General features: G+C 44.2%; 24 protein-coding genes and 1 pseudogene. 14 read left to right on the forward strand and 11 right to left on the reverse strand.

Features of this window, described 5'->3' with window-relative positions:
* Positions 1-375: 375 nt before the first annotated feature.
* Together E5331_RS15350 and E5331_RS15355 are read right to left on the reverse strand one after the other, a co-directional pair.
* Positions 376-1,887 (reverse strand): MBOAT family O-acyltransferase, encoded by a 1,512-nt coding sequence (locus E5331_RS15350; RefSeq protein ID WP_123484589.1) that lies wholly within the window; start codon positions 1,885-1,887, stop codon positions 376-378.
* A gap of 8 nt (positions 1,888-1,895) precedes the next feature.
* On the reverse strand, positions 1,896-2,693 hold the full coding sequence (locus tag E5331_RS15355; protein WP_135986197.1) for an SGNH/GDSL hydrolase family protein: 798 nt from the start codon (positions 2,691-2,693) through the stop codon (positions 1,896-1,898).
* A 574-nt stretch (positions 2,694-3,267) separates the two neighbouring features.
* Between E5331_RS15355 and ypfJ the strand changes: the two genes are divergently transcribed.
* Positions 3,268-4,137, forward strand: coding sequence for a KPN_02809 family neutral zinc metallopeptidase (ypfJ, locus tag E5331_RS15360; protein WP_123484587.1), 870 nt, complete (start codon positions 3,268-3,270; stop codon positions 4,135-4,137).
* A gap of 349 nt (positions 4,138-4,486) precedes the next feature.
* On the opposite strand, the gene E5331_RS15365 is transcribed toward ypfJ, so the two are convergent.
* Positions 4,487-4,666 (reverse strand): DUF4250 domain-containing protein, encoded by a 180-nt coding sequence (locus E5331_RS15365; RefSeq protein WP_123484586.1) that lies wholly within the window; start codon positions 4,664-4,666, stop codon positions 4,487-4,489.
* 139 nt (positions 4,667-4,805) lie between these two features.
* On the opposite strand from E5331_RS15365, the gene E5331_RS15370 reads away from it, so the two are divergent.
* The 4 genes from E5331_RS15370 to dprA all read left to right on the forward strand — a co-directional run bounded on the left by E5331_RS15370 (position 4,806) and on the right by dprA (position 8,176).
* Entirely contained in the window at positions 4,806-5,948 is a 1,143-nt protein-coding gene (locus E5331_RS15370) for a carcinine hydrolase/isopenicillin-N N-acyltransferase family protein (protein ID WP_123484585.1), read from the forward strand.
* A gap of 83 nt (positions 5,949-6,031) precedes the next feature.
* Positions 6,032-6,544, forward strand: a complete 513-nt coding sequence (locus E5331_RS15375) for a hypothetical protein (RefSeq protein ID WP_135986199.1) — start codon at positions 6,032-6,034, stop codon at positions 6,542-6,544.
* A gap of 62 nt (positions 6,545-6,606) precedes the next feature.
* Positions 6,607-7,029, forward strand: coding sequence for an acyl-CoA thioesterase (locus tag E5331_RS15380; protein ID WP_275441256.1), 423 nt, complete (start codon positions 6,607-6,609; stop codon positions 7,027-7,029).
* Between the two features lie 28 nt (positions 7,030-7,057).
* Positions 7,058-8,176 carry a DNA-processing protein DprA gene (gene dprA, locus E5331_RS15385; RefSeq protein WP_123484583.1) on the forward strand — a complete coding sequence of 373 codons (1,119 nt, stop codon included), beginning with the start codon at positions 7,058-7,060 and terminating at the stop codon, positions 8,174-8,176.
* Between the two features lie 119 nt (positions 8,177-8,295).
* On the opposite strand, the gene E5331_RS15390 is transcribed toward dprA, so the two are convergent.
* Positions 8,296-9,174 (reverse strand): nucleoside phosphorylase, encoded by an 879-nt coding sequence (locus E5331_RS15390; protein ID WP_123484582.1) that lies wholly within the window; start codon positions 9,172-9,174, stop codon positions 8,296-8,298.
* 337 nt (positions 9,175-9,511) lie between these two features.
* Here E5331_RS15390 and E5331_RS15395 point away from each other — a divergent pair, with 337 nt between their 5' ends.
* Positions 9,512-10,288, forward strand: coding sequence for a Cof-type HAD-IIB family hydrolase (locus E5331_RS15395; protein WP_123484581.1), 777 nt, complete (start codon positions 9,512-9,514; stop codon positions 10,286-10,288).
* Positions 10,289-10,476: 188 nt separating this feature from the next.
* Here the strand turns inward: E5331_RS15395 and E5331_RS15400 are convergent, their stop codons facing one another.
* Positions 10,477-10,821, reverse strand: coding sequence for a winged helix-turn-helix transcriptional regulator (locus E5331_RS15400; protein ID WP_123484580.1), 345 nt, complete (start codon positions 10,819-10,821; stop codon positions 10,477-10,479).
* A 361-nt stretch (positions 10,822-11,182) separates the two neighbouring features.
* Here E5331_RS15400 and E5331_RS15405 point away from each other — a divergent pair, with 361 nt between their 5' ends.
* A complete protein-coding gene (locus E5331_RS15405) occupies positions 11,183-11,749 on the forward strand; it encodes an NAD(P)H-dependent oxidoreductase (protein ID WP_136013280.1) in 567 nt (188 codons plus the stop codon).
* Positions 11,750-11,974: 225 nt separating this feature from the next.
* Positions 11,975-12,229, forward strand: coding sequence for a hypothetical protein (locus E5331_RS15410; RefSeq protein ID WP_123484578.1), 255 nt, complete (start codon positions 11,975-11,977; stop codon positions 12,227-12,229).
* Between the two features lie 489 nt (positions 12,230-12,718).
* On the opposite strand, the pseudogene msrB reads toward E5331_RS15410, so the two are convergent.
* The 5 genes and pseudogenes from msrB to E5331_RS15435 form a co-directional block, all read right to left on the reverse strand.
* Positions 12,719-13,159: pseudogene (gene msrB / locus E5331_RS15415) on the reverse strand (peptide-methionine (R)-S-oxide reductase MsrB); the annotation flags it as partial.
* Between the two features lie 720 nt (positions 13,160-13,879).
* Entirely contained in the window at positions 13,880-14,212 is a 333-nt protein-coding gene (locus E5331_RS15420; RefSeq protein ID WP_123484576.1) for a HigA family addiction module antitoxin, read from the reverse strand.
* A gap of 7 nt (positions 14,213-14,219) precedes the next feature.
* Positions 14,220-14,534, reverse strand: coding sequence for a type II toxin-antitoxin system RelE/ParE family toxin (locus tag E5331_RS15425; RefSeq protein WP_123484591.1), 315 nt, complete (start codon positions 14,532-14,534; stop codon positions 14,220-14,222).
* Between the two features lie 199 nt (positions 14,535-14,733).
* A complete protein-coding gene (locus E5331_RS15430) occupies positions 14,734-15,099 on the reverse strand; it encodes a hypothetical protein (RefSeq protein WP_135986201.1) in 366 nt (121 codons plus the stop codon).
* Positions 15,100-15,570, reverse strand: coding sequence for a hypothetical protein (locus E5331_RS15435; RefSeq protein WP_123484575.1), 471 nt, complete (start codon positions 15,568-15,570; stop codon positions 15,100-15,102). It abuts the gene before it with no gap.
* A 52-nt stretch (positions 15,571-15,622) separates the two neighbouring features.
* Here E5331_RS15435 and E5331_RS15440 point away from each other — a divergent pair, with 52 nt between their 5' ends.
* Genes E5331_RS15440 through E5331_RS15455 form a run of 4 tightly spaced genes read left to right on the forward strand, consistent with a single transcriptional unit; the run spans position 15,623 to position 17,911 of the window.
* A complete protein-coding gene (locus E5331_RS15440) occupies positions 15,623-16,078 on the forward strand; it encodes a PcfK-like family protein (protein WP_123484574.1) in 456 nt (151 codons plus the stop codon).
* Positions 16,079-16,090: 12 nt separating this feature from the next.
* Entirely contained in the window at positions 16,091-17,356 is a 1,266-nt protein-coding gene (locus tag E5331_RS15445) for a PcfJ domain-containing protein (protein WP_123484573.1), read from the forward strand.
* Between the two features lie 52 nt (positions 17,357-17,408).
* Complete coding sequence (locus E5331_RS15450) at positions 17,409-17,672, forward strand: DUF6926 domain-containing protein (protein ID WP_123484572.1); 264 nt, start codon at positions 17,409-17,411, stop codon at positions 17,670-17,672.
* A complete protein-coding gene (locus tag E5331_RS15455) occupies positions 17,669-17,911 on the forward strand; it encodes a hypothetical protein (protein ID WP_123484571.1) in 243 nt (80 codons plus the stop codon). Before E5331_RS15450 ends, E5331_RS15455 begins: the two co-directional genes overlap by 4 nt.
* Before the next feature lie 284 nt (positions 17,912-18,195).
* Here E5331_RS15455 and E5331_RS15460 read toward each other — a convergent pair whose 3' ends face one another.
* Positions 18,196-18,699 carry a hypothetical protein gene (locus E5331_RS15460; RefSeq protein ID WP_123484570.1) on the reverse strand — a complete coding sequence of 168 codons (504 nt, stop codon included), beginning with the start codon at positions 18,697-18,699 and terminating at the stop codon, positions 18,196-18,198.
* A 198-nt stretch (positions 18,700-18,897) separates the two neighbouring features.
* Here E5331_RS15460 and E5331_RS15465 point away from each other — a divergent pair, with 198 nt between their 5' ends.
* Both E5331_RS15465 and E5331_RS15470 read left to right on the forward strand, forming a co-directional pair.
* Complete coding sequence (locus E5331_RS15465; protein WP_275441257.1) at positions 18,898-20,799, forward strand: AAA family ATPase; 1,902 nt, start codon at positions 18,898-18,900, stop codon at positions 20,797-20,799.
* 3 nt (positions 20,800-20,802) lie between these two features.
* On the forward strand, positions 20,803-23,136 hold the full coding sequence (locus E5331_RS15470) for a type I restriction-modification system subunit M (protein WP_275441258.1): 2,334 nt from the start codon (positions 20,803-20,805) through the stop codon (positions 23,134-23,136).

Genomic DNA, 23,136 nt, shown 5'->3' on the forward strand with positions numbered 1-23,136 from the left:
TTGTCTCCTTGTCTCTGTCTGTATGGCCCGGAACGAATCACCGTCCCGGTCATTGTCCTGTGGCATTGTTGTCAATGTTCTCCTGTCGCTCCCGGGAAGTCGCCGTGGCTCCGTTCCCGATTGCGGATGCAAAATTACAACCATTTCCGGCGTTTTGCAAATGTTTTTATGTTGTAGAGCATATTATTCTGAAATATTCCACTTAATAGATTGAGAATAAACCGAATCAACGGATGTTAAATTCTGTTTAGAATTGTTAATGATAGAACTTTATCCGGAATTCTGACGTTATAATAAAACCGTTTTGACAACAAAAAAGCCGTTAGGAGCTATCCCGACGGCTTTTTTTCGTGTATTTTTTATATATTATCTTAATCAAAATTGGAAATATATGAACGGAGCTACCTCTTCCGACATAAATTCAACAACAAGCTGAACCGTCAGAAGGAATATTATCAATTTAAGCACCCAATTCATCCTTATAAAGAGCGACTGCAACACATCCGCCCACTGTTGCGGCAGGAAATGGCATATTATTAGGATAATCATCATCACACACCATTCCGTTCTCGCCTCAAAGAACTGAGGAATCTGTGCCGGATTGAAATCTCGGAATATATTCTCTATTATAAGTACGGATGTTGCAAAATCAGACGCCCGGAAAAACACCCACAGCAACGACACATACACAAAGGTAATAGACCATCCTATAAAAATAGTCAAAAAATTATCCGGAATGCGACTTAACACAGGACGACATGCCTTATGAATGGCAAGTCCCACACCATGCATTGCTCCCCAGAATATAAATTTCCACGCAGCTCCGTGCCAAAGTCCACCGATAAGCATTGTCAGAAAATTATTCAGATACGTGCGGAACACTCCCCTTCTATTTCCGCCCAGTGGTATGTAGACATAATCCCTCAACCATGATGATAACGATATATGCCACCGCCGCCAGAACTCCGTGAGATTCCGGCTCTGATAGGGGGAATCGAAATTTATGCCGAGATGAAATCCCATCAAGAGGGCAAGACCTATCGCCATATCGGAATATCCGGAAAAGTCGCAATATATCTGCATCGTATATCCCAATACACCCATCAATGCCTGCACACCGGTATACAACGAAGGCTCATCAAAAACCAGGTCATTATATTGGGCAATATAATCAGCGATGACTGCCTTCTTTATTATGCCAATGATTATGAGCCACAACCCTCCCCAGATGTCGGCATTGGATGCTCGTTCATTACGCTCAAGCTGCGGGAGGAAATAATCAGCCCTGACTATCGGGCCAGCCACAAGCGCGGGGAAAAATGAAAGGAAAAACAGATAGTCAAGCCAGTTCTCAGTCGGGGCGATACGTTCTTTATAGACATCAACCACGTAGCTTATCGACTGGAAAGTATAGAAAGAGATGCCTACCGGCAAGATTATATCCAACGGTTGGAAATTACCCTCCACCATCTGATTCCAGTTCCAAAGGAAGAAATTAGCGTATTTGAAATATCCCAATATGGAGAGAGAGATTATAATGGAGAACCACATCATACACAGTCTGGCTCGCCTCACCTTCAGACGGTATATGATATGCGACACGAACCAGTCGACCATTGACGTGGCAATCAGCATCAGAAAGAAGAAGCCACTCGACTTATAATAGAAATATAATGAGAAGCAGACCACAAAGAGCACCATCTGCCCCCGGCGGTTTTTAAGCATCGCATAAATCGGCAGGAAGATGATGAAGAGCATCCAGAACAATCCACTCGAGAATAGCATCGGGGCCGAGGGATCGTAAGCCAAAAGATGCCATATATTTTTAGCTGCCTCCTGAATGGGCGAGATATATTTGGGATCAAATAAATTACTTATATCCTCCATAATTCTTACTATCTGTTTAATGCCTTTAGGAACACTACCTTATTTTGCACTTTCTTTATGCTGTCGGAGGGAGTAACTGCCAATATGGGATGGGCGGATTTCGGCAACCACCGCATTATACTATCCATCCATTGTTCGGAAGAAGCTCGTGTCGGGTGGATATGATCTTGCTGGCGGACAAACTTCATACCCTGTGAGCGGAAGAAAGAACCCGGCGCACATGTAGCCTCAAGCATATCGTTGATCTTTGTCTCCTCGTTCCAGTTGGGAGGTCCAATCCATACATAGGGGATATCTCCAATCAATGATAGTATTTTCTTCACGTAAGGCATTCTTTTTGTTGGATCCTTGAAATAGACCTCGTTGCTTCCCAACGATATGAATATATAGTCGGGATTATACTTATTGAGGAAATATGCAAGAGTATCTGATTCCGCCCATATCTTAGTATTGCTTGAATCCCAGTTAACGGCATGAAGTTCATGACCGTTCTGCTTGGCATATTTTGCAAGGCGGCGGGCAAGATTATAGGTCATTGAGTCGCCAAACATAAATATTGACTTGGGCATACTGTCAGTTTCCACCACTTTAAATTCTTTGAGGGAATCCTTAATACTGTCTTGCGTTACGGTACGGTATCCGTTAAGCTCAGTATCCGTAAACTTGCATGGATAAATCGTTTCTGCAAACGGTGCTTTCTTGACAGTCCATCCTCCTACCGATATGTCGTCGGAAAAACTTACAAAAATCATTATGGCCAAAGCGCATGTAAGCAGCAGCCATATACCTGTATAATTAGATTTCATGTTGCAATGAAATAGATAACTCGTTGTTTACTCGTTGTTTCTGTTGTTGCGTTCAGATTTGAAGTTTCATCTCCTTTTTTTTCGAATCAATTCAATCACACGGCAATATTTACCTCATGAAAAATTCGGAATACAAAGTTACCTATTTATATATAAACACACAAACAATCTACACAAAAAAGATGATGATTCATTCCGAGAAAAAAAGATAGGGGCGCTTCCACTACGCCCCTATCACGATTCCACTATAAACTATATCTAACTAAACTTAAACCGCATTCAAACTTTCTCACGAAACCTTGAATACTTAATCCATATTGCTTCATTGCTTTTTGTACTTATAAAACGCTACAGAATACCTTATGTTGGATACATTACATCTGTTTAAGTATATTCAACACCGATTAACATTTAGCCTATATGAATAATATTTTTTCTTCCTTTTTACGTTACTTATTAGGACACTTGTTAAAATTATCGCCTCATACCTTTTACTTGTTGTTTTAGTAATTTTTCGCGGTATAAGGCAGTCAGAGTGTAATTTTATTTTTCTTCATATTTTATAATTCAGATTATGAGACTTGACGGACGACGGTTCAGCAACAATGTGGAAGACAGGAGAGGCTCTTCCCGAAGGACTAAAACAATCGCCGGATTCGGTGGAATCGGCGGACTTATCATTGCCGCCCTTATCGTATGGATTTCCGGTGGGAATCCTATCTCCGTGTTAAATCAGAATAGCACATTCGCCACTTCCGACGAGATCCGGTCGGATTATAAACCGACTGCCCAGGAGGAGGAATATGCCAACTTCGCCAAACAGATCTTGGCAGGCACGGAGGATGTGTGGACTCAGGAATTCAAGAAGATGGGACTTACGTACCGTCCTCCGAAGATGGTACTCTTCACCGATGCCGTGCAATCAGCCTGCGGACAAGCCACATCTGCCGTCGGTCCGTTCTATTGCTCCGGTGATGAGACAATCTATATCGATCTTTCATTTTTCGAGCAGATGGAGCATCAGATGAAAGCCGGGGGAGATTTTGCATTTGCCTACGTCATAGCTCATGAAGTGGGGCATCACGTGCAGAATCTGCTCGGCACTCTTTCTGATGCACATAGTCAGATGGCTCGGATGTCGACCACAGATGCCAATAAAATGAGCGTGCGCACTGAGCTACAGGCTGATTTCTACGCCGGAATCTGGGCGTATCATGACAATGAGATGTTTGGTTCGCTCGAACCAGGTGATATTGAGGAGGGTCTTAACGCGGCATCCAAGATTGGAGACGACTATCTGCAAAAGCAGGCACAAGGATACGCCGTGCCGGAAACGTTTAATCACGGCACTTCCGCACAACGCGTGAAATGGTTAAAAAGGGGGGCTTCTTCCGGCAATATCTCATACGGAGACACTTTCACCCCATCCTACTCCAATCTCTAATCTTTGAAGTTGTATAAACTTATTCCGAAAGGTTAAGAAATAAGTTTAGACAACTTCTTAAAAAAGGATAAGCCACCAACGTTTCAGTCACTCACTGCTACCGCAGATGATTGCACTCAAAAAAAACGTTGGTGGCTTATCCTTTTACAATCTATCCTTTTTACAGTCTATTCTTTCAAATGGTTTATGGTTTATGGTTTATGATCATTAAATTTTGTATAATGAAAAGATTCGTGGATTTTCGTGAATCTTAAACCTTAAACTATAAACTTTAAACCACTGAAGTGCAGCTTGCGAAACTTCAGTCAAATGACTTGACGGAGATAATGAATTCTCGAAAAGGAATCTATCATCTGAACTGACGGATATCACCATTATATTCAAAACCGGCTTTCTGCAATGTGCTGACCACCTCCTGCTCGTCATAGCCCAGCGAGGCACACAAATCCGATAACGATTCATAATCACCGTCGCGGAGTTTCATATTGATAATACTGAAAAGAATGTTGGGGTCTTTTGGAAATTCCATTTTTAATATCAAAGTTTTTATTAATTTTGTAAAAATTTCAGTTGCCGAGCCATTTACTCCCATATTTTCCTGATATTAGAGGGGAAATGCCACGGACTTCTTCGGAAATTCAGTCTTCCAATTCTTAAAACGTAAAATAATGAAAAAAACATACATTCTCCTTATCGTTTTATCTATGGCATCGATTATCGGAGCTGTCGATGCTGTCGCATGCACGTCTGCCATAATCGCAGCAAAAGCCAATCCCTACGGACGTCCGTTGCTTTGGAAAAACCGAGATACCAGCAAAGCCGACAATAAAGTGGAATACGTGGCTACAAATGCCGGTGAACATTCTTACGTCGCCCTCTTCAATGCCGAAGACAAGAATCTTGAGGAGGCTTGGATGGGGATGAACGATGCCGGATTCGCAATCATGAATACCGCCTCCTATAATATAAAGGATGACAACGTGCCGCAATCGAAGATGGACCGTGAGGGGTATCTGATGACAATAGCCCTGAGAAAGTGCCGCACGGTAGATGATTTTGCAAATCTGCTCGACACTCTTCCCCGTCCGATGGGGGTGGAGGCTAATTTCGGTGTAATCGACGCATACGGCGACGGTGCCTATTTCGAGACGAATAATCATTCCTTTAACCGTATCAACCTTTCTGATTCAGAAGATGGAGTGATCGTCCGCACCAACTACAGCCATACGGGACGCCCCAACGAAGGGTTCGGATTCGTCAGAGAGGCTACCGCCTGTCATCTTCTTGCTCCCTATCGGGAGAAGGGGGGGATAACTCCCGAAATACTCACGGAGACTGTTAGCCGCTCCTTTTGGCACGACCTAATGCAGAAGGATTTCTCCGAGGGGGAAGGAAGATGGATTGTGGATCAGGATTTCATCCCACGCTACACAACCACTGCCACTGTTGTGATCGAGGGATGCCGACCGATAGAAAAATCTGAGATCATCTCCCCGAAGGAGGTTGCCGAACAATATATCATGTGGACAGGTCTCGGCTATGCCCCTTGCTCTGAGATTGTAGCGGTCAGGTGCATGCCTGACGGAGTGGCTCCCGGATTGCGCGGACTCTCCAAAAACGGTCATTCTGAAATCGGAGATAAGGCACAGGCACGCAAGGCAAAGGTATTCTCAATAAAAAAGGGGAACGGCAATAAATATATAGACATGTCAAAACTATTCAACAAGGAGGGCACCGGATATGTGCAGACCCTTGTACCGAAAAATCTCGAGACATATCGGAAAGTTCGGGAGATACGTGATGCAAAGTAAAACGCGCCACTCTCTTGGAGCAGCACCATCATTGACATAACTAAGAACCACCCTTTGAGATGATCAAGACAAAAGTATTCCGCATGAACAGATCCTCTTTCATAAAAGAGATGACGTGGCTCTACGGTATGCCGTGGATTGCAGCGGCAACCGCTTTTGTATTGATTTCCGTAATATTCTCTTTTATTTATGATTTAAGGTGGACTGTCGTCACTCTGATGATAATATTTATTATCATGCCGATGATCATCGCCTTCTTCTACATATATCATGGTCTGAAACCGTTGTCGGTGGTAAACGCAATCCCGCATACTCTCTCTTTCTCTCCTGACGAGGTATACGTCTCTCTGTTATCGCCGCCGGAAACCATTCCTGATAATGAGCATGCCGATGATAATGCCAAATCCGAACCTGAATTGATAGAGACCGCTTCCCGACATATCCCCTACTCCCGTTTGGGCAAATATAAGACGGGAACCAATTCCGTAATATTTCCTATAGAGGGGGACGATGGGGGATTCCTCTGGATTCCGCTGTCTGCCTTTGAAAAGGATGGCGATATGGCTGACGCGATAAAGATAATCACCGATAAATAATTTGAAACATCACATGAACCCAAGATAAAATATCGGATTCATGACAACGACTAAAAAATTATATGAGACTTCTAAAATCAAACAATAAGAAATACTGCTTCATAATGGATATGGAGGTAAGAGACTATGAGCTGGATTGCGAACAGATAGTCAACAATGCCAACTATCTTCATTACATGGAGCATACGCGACATAAATTTTGCGCCGATGCCGGCATGTCGTTTATCGAGATGCATAATAAAGGGATTGACGCCGTGGTGAGAAAAATCGAGGTGGAATATATCACGTCATTACGTGGCGGCGACAGTTTCCTGAGTTGCCTGCGACTTGAAAGAAAAGGTCCGCGCTTCATTTTCCATCAAGATATCATAAAGACAAACGGTGAGACCGTAGCGCAAGGGATCGTGACTGTGGTCGTGCTGAAGGATGGCAAGCTGTCACGTGGTGACGATCTTGCAAAAGTGTTTGCAAAATATATCCGGTAAACCTACGTCAATTCCCTAATTCCCATATATGCCTGATCTTGACCTTATAAGGAAACTCGCGTTCTCATTCCTAAAAAAAGCGGATGCTGAATTATTGCGCACGCTTATCGACAAAGGTATCTCCGCCGAACAATTCTTCACTATGGAGACTGCGGAACTGGCGCACGCACTGCGTCTCTCTCAAGGAAACCGCTTTGAGAAGATGGAGCGCGACGAGGCGATATTCAGGGCATTGAAGGAGCTGGAAGCTATCGAACGCCACCACATCACCCCACTCTCCCTTCTCGACAATGATTACCCGGTAAGACTCGCCCAGATTCCTGACGCACCTGTGGTGCTATATAAACTCGGGGATGCCGATCTTGATTCAAGGCATATCGTGAATCTCGTCGGCACCCGGCGGTCAACACCCTACGGGCTTGATTTCTGCAAACGTCTCATAAGCGATCTTGCGCCATATTTCCCCGACCTTGTAGTGGTCAGCGGTCTGGCTTTCGGCATTGATGCAGCTGCGCATCAGGCTGCCCTCGATGCCAACGTAAAGACTGTGGCTGTCGTGGCGCATGGTCTCAACATGATATATCCGGCTCCTCACCGAAGTCTCGCAAAGACCATAATACAATCCGGGGGTGCAATCGTCTCGGAATATCATTTCGGCGACCAACCTTACCGACAACGTTTCCTTGAGAGAAACAGGCTTATCGCCGGACTCTCCGACGTCACCATTGTCGTTGAGAGCGACGTGAAAGGGGGCGCGATGTCTACCGCCAACACAGCATTCTCCTATTCAAGAGACGTAATGGCCCTTCCAGGTAGGATATCCGACCAGTATAGCTCCGGATGCAATATGCTTATACGAAAGCAGAAAGCTCATCTTATAACCTCTGCCGCCGACCTCATAGAACTTACAGGATGGCAGCCTCTTGACCTCAACATCGACACTCGGCAACGGAATCTCTTCCCTGAACTTGACGGAGATGCAAAACTCGTGTATGAGACAATACGCTACAGTTCCGAACCGATGCAGGCTGACCGCATACACCAACTGACACTCATCCCCATGCCAAGATTGATGGCTACTCTCGGTGAAATGGAATTTGACGGCATATTGCTACGTCATCCCGGCAACCGGTTCTCCGCATCTTAAACATGTAATAAATCAGCGGGTTAAAACCCGGAGAAAAAAAAGAATCGGAGAAGAGATTCCAGCACCTCTCCCCCGATCGAATATTCAAATCTATTATCAACTTCTTCAATTTCTCACAATCAGAAACGCTGCAAAACAGTCTCGATAAGATTTCCGACAAACGGCTTGTAATCCGTGTTGACATCTTCAGCCACACGTTGGGCAATAATGCAGCACACAGTCATTGCCTTATGACCTAATAATCGCGCCATTCCCTGAAGACAGGCAGACTCCATCTCAAAATTTGTGACCGGACGGCCGTCATATCTGAAACTCTCTATCTTCGAGTTGAGATGCGGATCTTTAAGTTTCAACCGCACTTCCCTACCCTGCGGTGCATAGAATCCTACGGCTGCTATGGTATAACCTCGCAACATATCGTCCTTTCCTATCCTATCCACCAAATCTGCATCAGCATCCACCACGTAGGGAGCCGCCCATGTCGGATCCCATGCCACATAACTACAGAATGCCTTCTCGAAGTCAAGATCACAAACCTTATCCCTGTCGGCATAGAAATTCAGGATGCCGTCAAAACCGATCGCCTTCTGTGCCACAACGAAATCCCCTATCTTCAAATCATAGACCAGAGAGCCGGACGTGCCGACACGCACAAGATTGAGCGTGCAGTGGTGGGGCTTCACCTTACGCGTCTTGAAATCAATGTTTGCCAAAGCATCAAGCTCCGTCAGCACTATCTCTATGTTGTCGGGTCCGATGCCGTGAGATATGCACATTATATCCTTCCCCTTGTATCTACCACCTATGGCATGAAATTCGCGGGAACTGATGTCATAGTCTATCTCATCAAAATAAGACGCTACCATGTTGACTCTTTCCGGATCGCCTACAAGCAATATATTGTCCCGCAGATGCTCAGGACGCAAATGGATATGAAAAACCGAACCGTCATCATTTATGATCAGTTCAGAAGGGGGTATGATTCTATCTTCTGCCATATCTTTATAGGAATTTAAATGTCTTCTATGTGGATTTATCAATATAACAAACATCTAACATTATTTCTTATAAAAATGCTATACAACATATATCCGACAACACCCACATCCGTTTCCATCATTGCAAAATGTCATCTTGAAATTTCCCTACCCACAATCCTGACTACACGACCGTATCATTAGGCGGCAATATCGGCATTCTCAAAGGCATTCCACGATTTTATTTTATAAAAGAATATTTGTAAATTTGTAATTCTGAACGTTATGATATAAGTAAGAGGTCTGACTGGTGTTGCAGCGAGACCTCTCTTCCAGAATCAAGCCAACGTGTTACAATATGATAAAAGCTATATTCTTTGATATCGACGGCACTTTGGTGAGTTTCAAGACTCACCATATACCTGCCTCCACAATAAAAGCCATTGAGATGGCAAAATCCAAAAGCGTGAAGATCTATATCTCCACAGGACGCCCTCTCCCCCTTATCACGAACCTCAGTGAGATAAAACATCTTATCGACGGATATATAACGACCAACGGGGCTCTCTGCTTTTATGGAGATGAAGTGATCTCTTGCAGACCTATTCCGCACGACGATGTGATGAAAATGATTGAGCTATCCGACAGAATCGGATTCCCCTTCATGCTGGTAGGCGAAAAAGATCTTACAATGTATAATAATAATGAGGACTCCGAGCGCATATTCCGTCAATTGCTCAACGTGCAGAATCTACGGACCGACAACAATATCGAGCCTATTCTCCGCCAACGCATCCTGCAATTATCCCCCGTAATCTCAAAAGCGGAAGAGGAGAAAATAATGCCATATCTAAAAGGTTGCATCTCCGGAAGATGGCATCCTGATTTCACTGACATAACGGCACAAGATGCCAATAAAGGTAACGGACTACTGGATATAATTGCCCGACAAGGTATCAGCATCGACGAGACAATGGCATTCGGCGATGGGGGCAACGATATGTCAATAATCCAAAAAGCCGGAATCGGCGTGGCAATGGGAAATGCCAACGAAGAGTTGAAAGAGATTGCCGACTACGTGACCACATCCGGGGACGATGACGGTATCTACAATGCAATAATCCACCTCCTCTAACCGGCTAAAGTTCACGACATGACTCCCGTTCAATGTCCCTAAAATGACTTCCCAGTGCGATGCACACCGACAAGTCCCTGAAGGCTATACCATTACAGATGCCATGCTCTAAACCAAAGAAATTAATATAGTTGACAATACTGCCTCAAATAACAATGCGGTCTTCTCTGTTTATTGTCCCCAACATTCTATTTCGCGGTATTTATAATAGAGTCCCTATATTGCTTTCCCCATTCAAACATTGTATCAATCACAGGGAGAAAACTGACTCCAATATCTGTTATCGAGTATTCCGATCTCGGAGGCAGTTCAGGATATATCTTTTTGCTTACGAAGCCATCCTCCTCAAGTTCTTTCAGAGTCTGATTCAGCACTCTTGAAGGTGTCTCTTTCAACAACTTGTGCAGTTGGCTTGGACGTAGAGGACCTTTGCGCAATTCAAACAGAAGACACGGCTTCCACTTGGAGCCGATGAACCCCATGGCCAGCCGTAATGGGCAATCAAGATCGAGAGTCTTTTTTCTTGTGTACATGTCATTTCTATTTTTATACTGTAAAGTTAGTCATAAAATCACTTATAGGCAATAATTTGTCACCGGCTGTATAGCCTGCAACAAGTGTCAAGAAACCGGAATGTGTGTCTTCAACACAGGAATATATAGCGAATTACTCGAAAAGCTGTCGGATACAGATAGTATTGTGATAATATCTCCCTCATATTGGGCGCGGCCCTCAGGCTCGCTCTGCATTCAGATAGGCTATCTCGCAGACAATCATATAGGGAGGTTTTTATCAGTATATGATAATATAATCAGTATCAACAAATTATAATTAAATTTCCTCAACTTTTCACATCCTTTATATGTTATAGGTATAAAACTGACAACAAAAAATATGAAAAAAGTAATTATTATCAATGGCCATGGAGCACCTATGATGTCAATGGACAATAAGAGAATCCTTGAGGATGTGAAAGCACAGCTTCAGGATGTGGAGATTGTCACCTTGGCAGAGCTCTATCCAGATTTCAAAATTGACGTGGAGAAAGAACAGACCCGTCTGCTCGCTGCGGATCTGATTGTCTTCGAGTACCCTATATGGTGGTATTCCGCCCCCTCAATCCTCAAAAAGTATGTGGAGGATGTCTTCGCGATGGGATTCGCGTTCGGACCCGGCGGTGACAAACTTAAAGGTAAGAAATTCATCGACTCTTTCACATGCGGGGCACCGGAAAAGAACTATCTGCCGGGGGCTTCGGGAGAGGATATAGAGAAAATGGCACTCCCAATGAAGGCCACCTGCTGGCTATGCGGTATTGAGTATTTGAGTCAAGTAGGTACCTACGGGTCTATGTACTATGGATTGGATACACAGGAGGAGCTTGATGCCGTCAATGCAAAGATGGATGATCACGCAGCCAAACTCATCAATCTCATAAAGAGTGTTTGCCATGGAAATTGACCTCAACGCCATTCACTCACCGGAAGACATCAAAGGATATGGACTGCCGGAGCTGCAATTGCTCGCCTTTCGTTCATGCCCATAAGCAGACCAAAGGATAGTATTTAATCTTGGCTAAGGAAGAATAAGTTTAGATGAATATCAAATAACCATATTTTTTATTAAATTTGTAGAATTAATGACTTATTTTCCAACACGAAATACTGATTTATAATCATTATTGATATGAGCATGACAGGTAAAGACAAACTTGATTCATTATTTATAAATCAAAATTATAATGACAAGAGCCAGTTAATTGATTGTTTCTCACATTATTGTCATATTGCCGATATGTATGCGGAGATTGAAAATTCAATAGCTGGAGTCAGTGATCTGAAAGAGCGTATCGGATACATCTGCTTTGGTAAAACTGCTGAGAAGCTAAATATCGTCCATAGTAAAAACGGACATCAAGTTAATTCTATATGGGGAAGATGAAGTTTATAATCTTATTGTGCCTGAGGACATTGAAAAAAGACATATAGATGAATTGTGTTTCTTACAATTTCTGAAGACAGTACCGATGGACCAAAAGGAGGACTATTATCTTAATGTCAATCTTCGTGTAAAGGACGAGTATGGACATAACCTCTTCCTTAGGCATAGAGATTTTTGCTGTTTGTCATGACTTATCCTTGTTAACCCCATATTGCGGTACCTTGACATCCGTAATAGTTGTTGGTTTTTGACCTTCTTTGTAAGTTATATAATTGCAAAAATACTATCACTCCTCCCATTTGGCAAATATATTACGGGATAGTTTTGAATGCGCAACACAAATATACACAGGATAATTTTGTAAAAAGTTTGTCAACAATTCCTTATCATAGCGAGAGCCACCCCAAAGGAGCAAAATCCGATGACGTGGCTTTATTCTTAAAACGAGGTACCCGTTATAATTGGATAAATCCGGCCTGCCGACGGCGATTACTTTTGTAGAAGAGGAAGATAATCTCCGTATCCGAACTCTATCATTTTATTTTCGGGAATGAACTTCAATGACGCACTGTTTATACAGTATCTCAGCCCACCTGTTTCGCGTGGACCATCTGGAAATACATGACCGAGATGGGCATCTCCGGTCTTGCTTCTAACCTCTACGCGGTTCATGCCGTGAGAAAGATCCGTAACCTCTTCTATCAAGCTATCGTCTATCGGACGTGAGAACGCCGGCCAGCCGCAGCCTGACCGAAACTTGTCTGTTGAAAGAAATAATGGCTCGCCTGTTGTAACGTCCACATAGATGCCTGGACGATATTCGTCATTATACTCATTGAAATATGGTCTTTCCGTGGCGCTGTTCTGCGTCACTTCGTATTGCAGCGGTGTCAAGCGTTGCCGCAATACCTCTTTTGTAGGTTTCATATAAGTTTTCATACACTTATAACAATCCGGGATGGACTTAATGTTTAAGCTATTGATTACCTTTTATAATATTCTACTTCAAAACTTCGTGTGTCGAACCTTGGGAATTTGGGGTTGCAAAGTTAGACGTTGACGTCCGTATGCCAAGGCAAAGCATGTTCTTGACTTCAAGATGCAAAGCATAATCTTTGTAGACGTTTTTCTTATCTTTTTCATTGGTCGAAGTTTGAATTTTTATAGTTTGTTCTCATTGCAAGGGTTATAGCTTCGCCAACGAGGGCGATATCGGCTAAAAGATAATGACGTTTGCCTTTGGAAGATTAGCTTGTTTTGTGCTACACTTTCCGTATAGCGGATTGTGTAGTATGGCTGTAGCACAACTATGCCAAAACGGGGCGCTTTTATGGCATTTTCAGTTAATATTCCCATAATGAAAAATCCTGCAAGTAAATCACTTACAGGATTTTAAATATTTACAAGCGGAAAGACAGGGGGTTGAACCACGCTGTCTAAATGCAGTTATATCAAACAGATAGATGTATTCAGATTCACGATTGTGCCGATTTAGTGCCGGACTTCTACTGTCCATGTTTCGACTCTGCCGCCGCCTCTGCGGACAGCACCAATCCTATATGCAAAAATAGTGACTTTCGGACACATTACCAAGTCCGAAGGTTCATTTTAGATTTTAATAACAAAAATAAGCATATTCCACTTAATAATTTATAACGCTGCAATATGTCTTAACTTGGAGAGACGCTCCATAAAGGTCTTGTCCTGTTTTATTGTCTGCATATTATATTTGGTCTGAAGCCTCATCAGAGGTTCTGAATCAATACCTAATGCAGCCTCAAACAACAATGCGGTCTTCTCTGTCAATGGTCGATGACCGTTCAGAATTTCATTCAGGACAGTATAACGGATGCCCATATCCTCCGCAAGCTTGCGTTGGGATATGCCACGAAACTCCAGTTCATCCTTTATGATCTCTCCGGGATGAGTTGCATAGACAGGTGTAAGATTGTTTGCAATCATATTCTGTTGTACGGCTTCCATCTGAAATTCATTTATAGTGATTTGACAATTCTGTTATATTTACAATTGAGGCGATAACTTCGGTTCCGTTTATAATCTCTTCAAATTCTATGCGATATTGATCATTAACCCTGACGGATGACAGTCCCTCCTTATCGCCATGCAGTTTTTCGTAATTCAACGAATTATACGGAAGAAGAGCCGCCACATTATTGGATTCAATCATAAGATCTACCACTCTTATATAGCGTTTGACGATTTGAGGCTGAAAGCGGTGCTTTTTGCCGGCATCGCCATTTTCATACAAATCTTTGAGATATTGCTTGTCAAATCGTACTTCCATATTCACTTGTATTACGTTGCAAAGGTAATAAAAGTTCTCCATATTCACAAAAAAAGTGAACACATCTGGTTTGAATTATCAATTTATACCATCAACTTCTTTGTTACAAGACATGAAACATATAATCGGATTTGTAGGAATTACATTATGAATATTATTACCGCTTCAAGGCTAACAATGGGATTGAAGCGGTAAGTTTTTATGTACCTGCGAAAGCGGAGAGAGGTGTGGCAGTCTTCCGGGTTGGCGGCGTTATGCCGACAAAAGGTGACGGGCTTCGCCTAACACCCGTTGTCCGCATACGCCTATGGGCAACGGCTGAACACCGGGCATAGCCAACGCCTCGTGGCGATACGCTGACGCGCGGCCACAAGACTTTCCGGCTCTGCCCCGTGTTCCTGACCGCCGTTGCCTGATAAGGATTTTTACGACCGCCGCGCCACTCTCCGCTTGTCAGCAACCAACGGGGCGAGACAATGCGCTCCACGGTTCGTGCCTCACTGTTGCACGCATAGACTCGCCTTTCCGGGGTTGGGCAGTGCCATTCCTTTTTTCTCAGTACCATTTATTTCAAAATATTCCGTACCAATATGTTGATGTCCGTTTTCACCGGCGCGGGGTCTTCGCTCCAGTTTATTGCCGTACCATCAACTATGGAAGTGATTGCTTGCTCGGTCCGTTGAACGTGTCCGGCCGGGATATTCTTTTCCCTTCGGCAGAAAAAATCTCCAGACCTCCCTGCGGTCAGCTTGTATTTTTTCCACCGAGGGCGAACATCCCTTTTGTGCCTGACACGGAGGTCGTTCAACGAGCAAGCAAAACTTCGATAGTCGATAGACGCATAAAAAAAATGTCGCACGATGAAAACGGACAACAACATATCAGATAGACGAGGCAAAGCATCCATCTCCAGCCTCAACCGCATAAAAAGGGTTGCAAGGGTGCTAATCCTCATAATCGCATCAACAATCGGTTTGGCGTTGTGGATATTCATCAGACCGATATTCCGAGGCGTGGGTTGGGTTATCTCAATCATATCCGCCTTACTGATAATCTTTTGGTTACTCACTTTATAAAATATTACGACTATGGCACAGACTATGAAATCATCAACCTCCGCAATAGAGGTAATGCAGCGGATGCTGCAAGAGCGTTGCATCGCAGAGCCGATGTTCGCTATCAAAATGGCAAACCCCAACAAGTCAATGGAGGGAGCGGTGAACTACCTATGCGCCCAAGTGCAGAAAAGCGGTCTATGCGTTGTGGATGACGCTATGGTGATGAACCTATTGGTGCATTACTTTGACGAGAACGAGATAGAGGACTGCGGAAATGTCAACTGCAACATAGTGGTGGGCAAGCCGGAACTATCCGATGAGGACAAAGCCGAGATGAAGGCACAGGCTATGGAGCAGTACAGGGAGGAGCAACTCCGTGAACTCCGCAGACAGAACCAGCCAAAGCCACAAGCGAAGGCTACCGCACCCAAAGCAGGGTCAGAAATCAATGTTCAACAAGGCAATCTCTTCGGAGAAGACTTCTAAAACCATACAGCTATGAAACCCAAGACCAAGAAACAGAAAGAGATAATGGCATTGAGCGGACAACTCCGTCCGCTCACCCCTCCCCAAAAGCAATGGGCGTTCAACAGCACCATCAACCATTACGCCTATCGGCTGAAGAACGGCAAGGCGGTATGCATGTCGTGCGGACACGAATGGACGGCAGACGAGGGTATGACCACCTGCCCACATTGCGGAAGAAAGTTGGAGGTCAAGACCACCACCAAGAGAGTCTATACCGACAAAGCCTATTTCAACGTGATAACCACGAAGGGAGAGTATCAAGTGGTGAGGATGTACCTTCTTCTCGCCGAGTTCCGCAAGGGCATGGAAGCCAAACCCGCATATCTGGAGATAGGTCAGTATTGGATAGACCCCAAAGGAGGAAAGACAGTCGTGGGATTATGCCGCACTTTCGGAGGATATTACTTTGACACCTTCGCTTTCGGCTCACCTTTTGAAATCCGCAAGGACAACGAGGCTTTCCAACGCATATCCGATGAATGGGTTTACCCTCGCATCAAGGCAACCGACACGCTGAAAAGAAACGGCTTCAAGGGATACTGCCACCGCATCAATCCCGTTACGCTTTTCACCCAATTGCTCACAAACCCAAAGGCTGAAACGCTGATGAAAGCCGGAGAGATTGAGTTGGTACGTCACCTTTGCTACCACCCCCATGACATCAACCACTATTGGGACACATTCAAGGTAGCAAGGAGAGCTGGATATAAAATCGACGACTCGCAGACGTGGTTTGACTACATACGGATGTTGGAGCGTATGGGCAAAGACCTCCGTAACGCCAAGCTGGTAGCACCCACCGACCTCAAAGCCGCCCACGATGAGTATATCGCAAAGGTTGAGCGTCAGCGCATCAAGGAACGGATGGAAGCAGACCGCAAGAGAGCGGAAGCCGATGAAGCCGAGTTCGCCAAACTCAAAGGAAAATATCTCGGACTTGTGATGACTGACGGAGAAATCGTAGTCCACACCCTCAACTCCGTAGCCGAGTATTACGAGGAAGGCACAAGGCAGCATATCTGCGTAGGCTCATCAAGCTACTATCTTAAAAAGGACTCATTGGTGTTCACCGCCAAGATTGGCAACAAAACAATCGCCACCATTGAAATCTCGCTGAAGGATTATTCAATCCTCCAATGCCGAGCCTTTGCCAACGGAGTGTGCGAGTACACCGACCGCATAGCCAAACTAATCAGCGACAACACCGACCTACTCAAAGAGAGAAAGACAGCATAAGTTCAACCCGACCTCCGACCTCAGTGTCGGAGGTCACAACCACCAAAAGACAATGAAGACAAGAGAAAGCATACCGGAATGGGCACTTTGCTACTGCGTAAATGGCGATGCGACCGGACTCAACGAGGAAGAAATCTCAATCATCAACGAATGGATGCAGAATTGGCAGGTGGAGATTATCTCTCCAATCGCCGATGAAGAAGGCAACTATCACCCTTTTTTCACACATTGTCCATTGTTCGGACTCCCCACCGATGTGATTGAATGTGACATAATCTACCATAACATCAACCCCACAAATCCCCAACTACTATGAAACAAACATTTTATCTTGTCAGTGTCCTTTTGGAACACTCCGACTATGAGACCACCGACAAGCACACACTATACACGGACTTCCACAAGGCACTCAAAGCGAAGGAAGCCGAGATAGAGGAATACAGCCTCTATCTTCCCAACGGATATGTTTCCGAGGACACTCAGACCATTTTTCAGATGATAGACAATGACGGCTACTCGCTCACGATAGTCGTTGAGGAAATCACACCGCAGTAACCATAGACACGCCATAGTCTATCCCAGGCTTCGCCGACCTCAGCAGTTGGCGGGGCCTTTTTCTTTCATGAGCCAAGGCGGGGAAAGAAAAAGGCGAAAAAGAAACCGCAGTGACAATTCTTTCAGAACACTGCGATTTTATAGAAAATTTCGCCGCCACAGGCGGCATCGGAACAATCCTATTTGATTTTGAGAATTATAAAGTTTGATGCGGATGGTAACGGTTGGTTGTGTAGATACTTTGGGGATGAATCATTGGCGTTGAGACGATAGAAACAGTAATTCTAACCTTGCCCCATATCTGTATAGAGGGCTTCTTTCACACCTTGCGAAAGTAATGCTTCAATGAAGTTGCCAAAGGTCACGATTCCTTGACTTTCGTATAATGCCAAATCACCTTTTGAATCAAGACATAATGCACGGAATACATTTCGATTGCCCATCGGACGAGTGGTTTTAACTGCCTTACCATTATGTATCATCATTTCTTGCGCGAAACCCATGCCGTCCTCAGATGCTGCTTTGTCAAGTTCAGTTGAATAGTCTTGATAATGGAATTGAGGGCCGGAGACAGCCGACCAAGTAAAAGCCCCGGTGTTACGTTTGCAACGATAACCCTTATGGCGCACTCCACCTGCCACATGATCGCCAGCGATATTTGCGTGTCCTTTATTGAACTCTTTTCCTGTAAATGCTCCTGCAAACGCCAAAACGATGGAATCATTATCAGCCGAGGGTATCTCTCCGCATACCATATCCATTGACAACCCATTCATATCAGGTTTCAAACCGATTAAATTAAGTCTTGATAAGTCATGAAAATTTTGTAACTTTGCAGTTCATAGTGACGAGAAATCTGAATCGGCCATGTAATTACTAAAAACAAACGGCGAGAGCCGAACAACATTTCGAAAACTCCAGTGTAGTCGTTACGGGCTTTGGTCGGCCTTCAGATGCTATGTTGGAGTTTTTGGCACTATAGAAGTATGATTTTAACTCGATATAAAGTTCAAAATTTCAAATCGGTGAAAGATTCCGGATGGATTACCTGCTCAGATGTCACCACCCTTGTTGGTGTAAATGAAGCGGGCAAATCCAATCTGCTACTCGCACTTTGGAAACTCAATCCGGTTTCAGGTGGAAATATTGATATTCTACACGATGCTCCTGTAAGCAGATTGACGACAATCCGTAACGAAAAAAACATAACTCCATTTATTACTGCCGAGTTTCAGTTGACCGAGGATGATATGGATGCTGTCAATGAAGAATATGGCGAAGAAATAAGCAATATTGATTCTGTAATAGTAACTCGCTTTTTCGATGGTCACTATACTGTTTCGTACCCTAAAAACACTCCAGAACTTGTAATCGAATCAGATGAAGCTGCTCCTAATACTGACAATGAGTCAGACGAGGATGATATACAAGAAACGGTTTTGGACGGAAAGAAACTGTCTCAGGCAATAGTCAATCTCATGCCTAAGTTCGTCTATTACTCAAACTACGGAAATCTATCAACTCGTCTTTATCTCCCTCATGTGACGACTTGGCTTAATGGAGGTACTGTTGCTGGAATAGAAAAAAGCGATGAGCAGATTCGCACTATGAGTGTTTTATTCAAATTCGTCGATTTACAACCTGAAGAGATACAAGAACTTGGCCTTGATCCAAAGGACATGGCGGCAAAGCGTGTGGGTAACAGTTATCGGACTACTAACCATAACCCTACTGAAGACGAAATATGCAAAGCAGAAAAGGCCAAAGAAGAAAGAACAATTCTTCTACAATCTGCCGGGACCAAATTAACAAGAGAATTTGCGGACTGGTGGAAGCAGGGAAATTATAAGTTTCGATTCAATGCAGATGGCGATTATTTTACCATATGGGTATCAGACAACAAGCGTCCCGATGAGGTTTCACTTGACCAACGAAGCACCGGCCTTCAATGGTTTATTAGCTTCTTTCTGATTTTTCTCGTGGAAAGTAAATATCAACATAAGAATGCTATACTTCTCTTAGACGAAGCTGGGTTAACATTGCATCCCAAAGCTCAAAAAGATTTGAGCAAGTTTTTCAACAGTTTATCCGAGGATAATCAAATCATTCATACAACACATTCGCCCTTCATTGTTGACACAAACAACATTGACCGATGCAAAGTCGTATATGTTGATGGAGATGGCTATACAGTTGCGTCTGCAAATCTTCGGGATAGCGATGACAAACTCAATGAACAATCAATTTACGCGGTTCATGCCGCATTAGGACTAAGCGTATCGGATATTCTTTTTCAAGGGTGTAAGCCAATAATCGTCGAAGGCCCTTCTGACCAAATATACCTTAGTGCGATTAAACAGGCTCTTATCGCTGAAAAAAAGTTCGCTCCAAAGGAAGAATGTATATTTGTTCCATCCGGAGGCGTCAGAGGAATTCAGGGTGTAGTAAGCCTTCTTGGAGGAAAGCAAGGTAAACTTCCAATCGTTATCGTGGACTCCGACAAAAGCGGTAAAGATGCAAAGTCAAAATTAACCAGTGGATTGTATAAGGATTGTAAGGGAAGTATTTTGGAAGTGGCATCCTTCACTAATGTTGAAAATACAGAAGTTGAAGATTTAATTCCGATTGAATATTTACAAAAAGGCATTAACAAACTTTTTGAAAACATTGACGATGAGGAAGAACAGTTCGAAGAAGTTTACGACAAGACAAAGCCCATCATTCCCCAGATAGAAGCGTTTGCCAAATCTAACGGAATTGAATTGGAACATGGCTACAAGGTTCAACTCGCTAAAACGACAAAAACAAGAATCTTGAAAGCCAAAGGAATCGATGCTGATGTTATAAAGTCTTGGGAAAAACTGTTCGACAAATTCATAACTAAATAAGCTATGGCATTGGATAGTTCACATGCTCAGATGGTGAGCCTTATTTGGAGTATCGCAGACGATGTGCTGCGCGACGTGTTCGTGCGTGGCCAGTATCGTGATGTCATTCTCCCCATGGTTGTGCTTCGCCGCCTTGACGCACTCCTCGAACCGACAAAGGAGGCAGTCGAGGAAGAATTTTCATATCAGACTCGCGAGAAATTCACTGATACAGGTGCCTTGATGGAGGCAGCCGGACAGAACTATTACAATACCAGTAAATGGACTCTTGGAAGGCTGAAGTCACAGGCAACCGGCGACAAGGAAGCCCTACACAACAATTTTATAGAATACCTTAATGGGTTCAGCCCGAATGTCGGGGAGGTGCTGAAGAGTTTCGACTTTTATGCTAAAGCTCGCAAACTGACAGATCGCGACAGGCTTCTCGCTATTATTGAACGTATCACTGACCCTTACCTCAACCTCACCGATAAACCACAATCCGACCCTGACGGGTTGATTATTCCCGCTTTGACCAATATCGGCATGGGTGGCATCTTTGAGGAACTTCTGCGTCGCTTCAATGAGGAGAACAACGAGGAGGCAGGTGAGCATTTTACTCCTCGCGATGTTATCGCCTTGCTATGCGACCTCGTTTTCTCACCCATCAAGGATGACCTGCCTAAAATCATCACCCTCTATGATCCGGCATGTGGCAGCGGAGGTATGCTTACCGAGGGACATGATTACCTTATAGACCTCGGCGTTGACCCTTCGGCCATCAGATTGAATGGCAATGAGGTCAATCCGGAAACGTTTGCCATCTGCAAATCTGACCTTATCATAAAGGGTGTTGACCCGGAAGGAATTCATCTTGACAACACTCTTGTCCCCGAAGATACACGTATAGGTAAGCAGTTTGGATTTATGCTCACCAATCCGCCCTATGGGAAATCATGGGGTGAGGACAAGAAGAAGATGTTTGATGAGAAAACTCTTCTTGACGAACGCTTTTATGTACCTCTGCCAAACTATATTGGTGTGGTTGAGAACAATGCCTCTGTGCCACGTGTCAGCGACGGACAGATGCTGTTCATGATGGAACTTGTCGACAAAATGAAGTCACTCCAGCTTCAGCCTCAAGGATCGCGAGCTGCCTCAATCCACAATGGTTCTTCGCTTTTCACCGGTGATGCCGGAAGTGGCGAGAGCAACATTCGCCGTTTCCTTGTCGAGAACGATATGGTTGACGCGATAATCCAGCTACCCAACAATATATTCTACAACACAGGTATCTCCACCTATTGTTGGGTGCTGACAAACTTCAAGCAACCGCAGCGATGCGGAAAGGTGCAGCTCATCGATGCTTCGCAAGCCTCTGAAACCCTGCGCAAAAATCAGGGTCAGCGCAACTGCGAGATAACCCAAACAATGCGTGGACATATCATTAAAGCCTACTTAAACTTCATGGAGTGTGAGGCATCGACCGATTTTCCCGTCACATCAAAGATATTCGACAACGATGACTTCCGCTACTTTAGCGTCACTGTGCTTCGCCCACTTCGTCTCCGTTCGCAGATGAATTATGAAAAAGCGGAGGAACTGCTTTTTGATAAAGGAAATCGTGAACTTTCCGGCTGGTTGTACGACAGTTACGGAAGCCGTGTGTTCGAGGGATTGAACGACAACATCATGGAGATACGTGAATATCTCCAAAGTAATGATATTAAGCTAACCGACAAGAAACTCCGTGAACTTATTGACCCTAACAAATGGAAATCTCGCCGCGCATTGTCGGAGATTGCTGTCAGACTGACCGACAAGATTGGTCAGGAAGTGTTCATGGACTATGCTCTGTTTACCGATAGGCTTACAACGGTTGTGTCTGAGCTTGGCATCTTGATAGATAAGACAGGTCTAAAGACAATTGCTCGGACAATGAGTGAAGCCGACCCCGAGGCAGCCCCGGTTGTAGATAAGACTGTCAAGATCAAAAGCAAGGACATCGAATTGCTTACGGAGACTTTCAACGTCAAGCCGGAAGATTTGCCATATTATGGCTACTATCCATCAGGGAAAGGCTCTTTCATTCACTATGAAAGCGACACGTCACTCTCTGATAAAGAGGAAGTGCCGGTATCCAACGCTGTTCTTGACTATTTCAAACGCGAAGTAGAACCATATGTCTCAGATGCTTGGATTGACCTTCCGAAAACACTTATCGGGTGTGAAATCTCATTCAACAAGTATTTCTACAAACCGGCTCCGCTACGCACTCTTGCCGAGAATCAGCAAGAACTTGTAACCCTCGAAAAGGAGAGCAGCCGCCTCCTTGTCTCACTCCTTAATCTCGGATAA

Source organism: Lepagella muris (assembly GCF_004793975.1).
GTDB lineage: Bacteria > Bacteroidota > Bacteroidia > Bacteroidales > Muribaculaceae > Lepagella > Lepagella muris.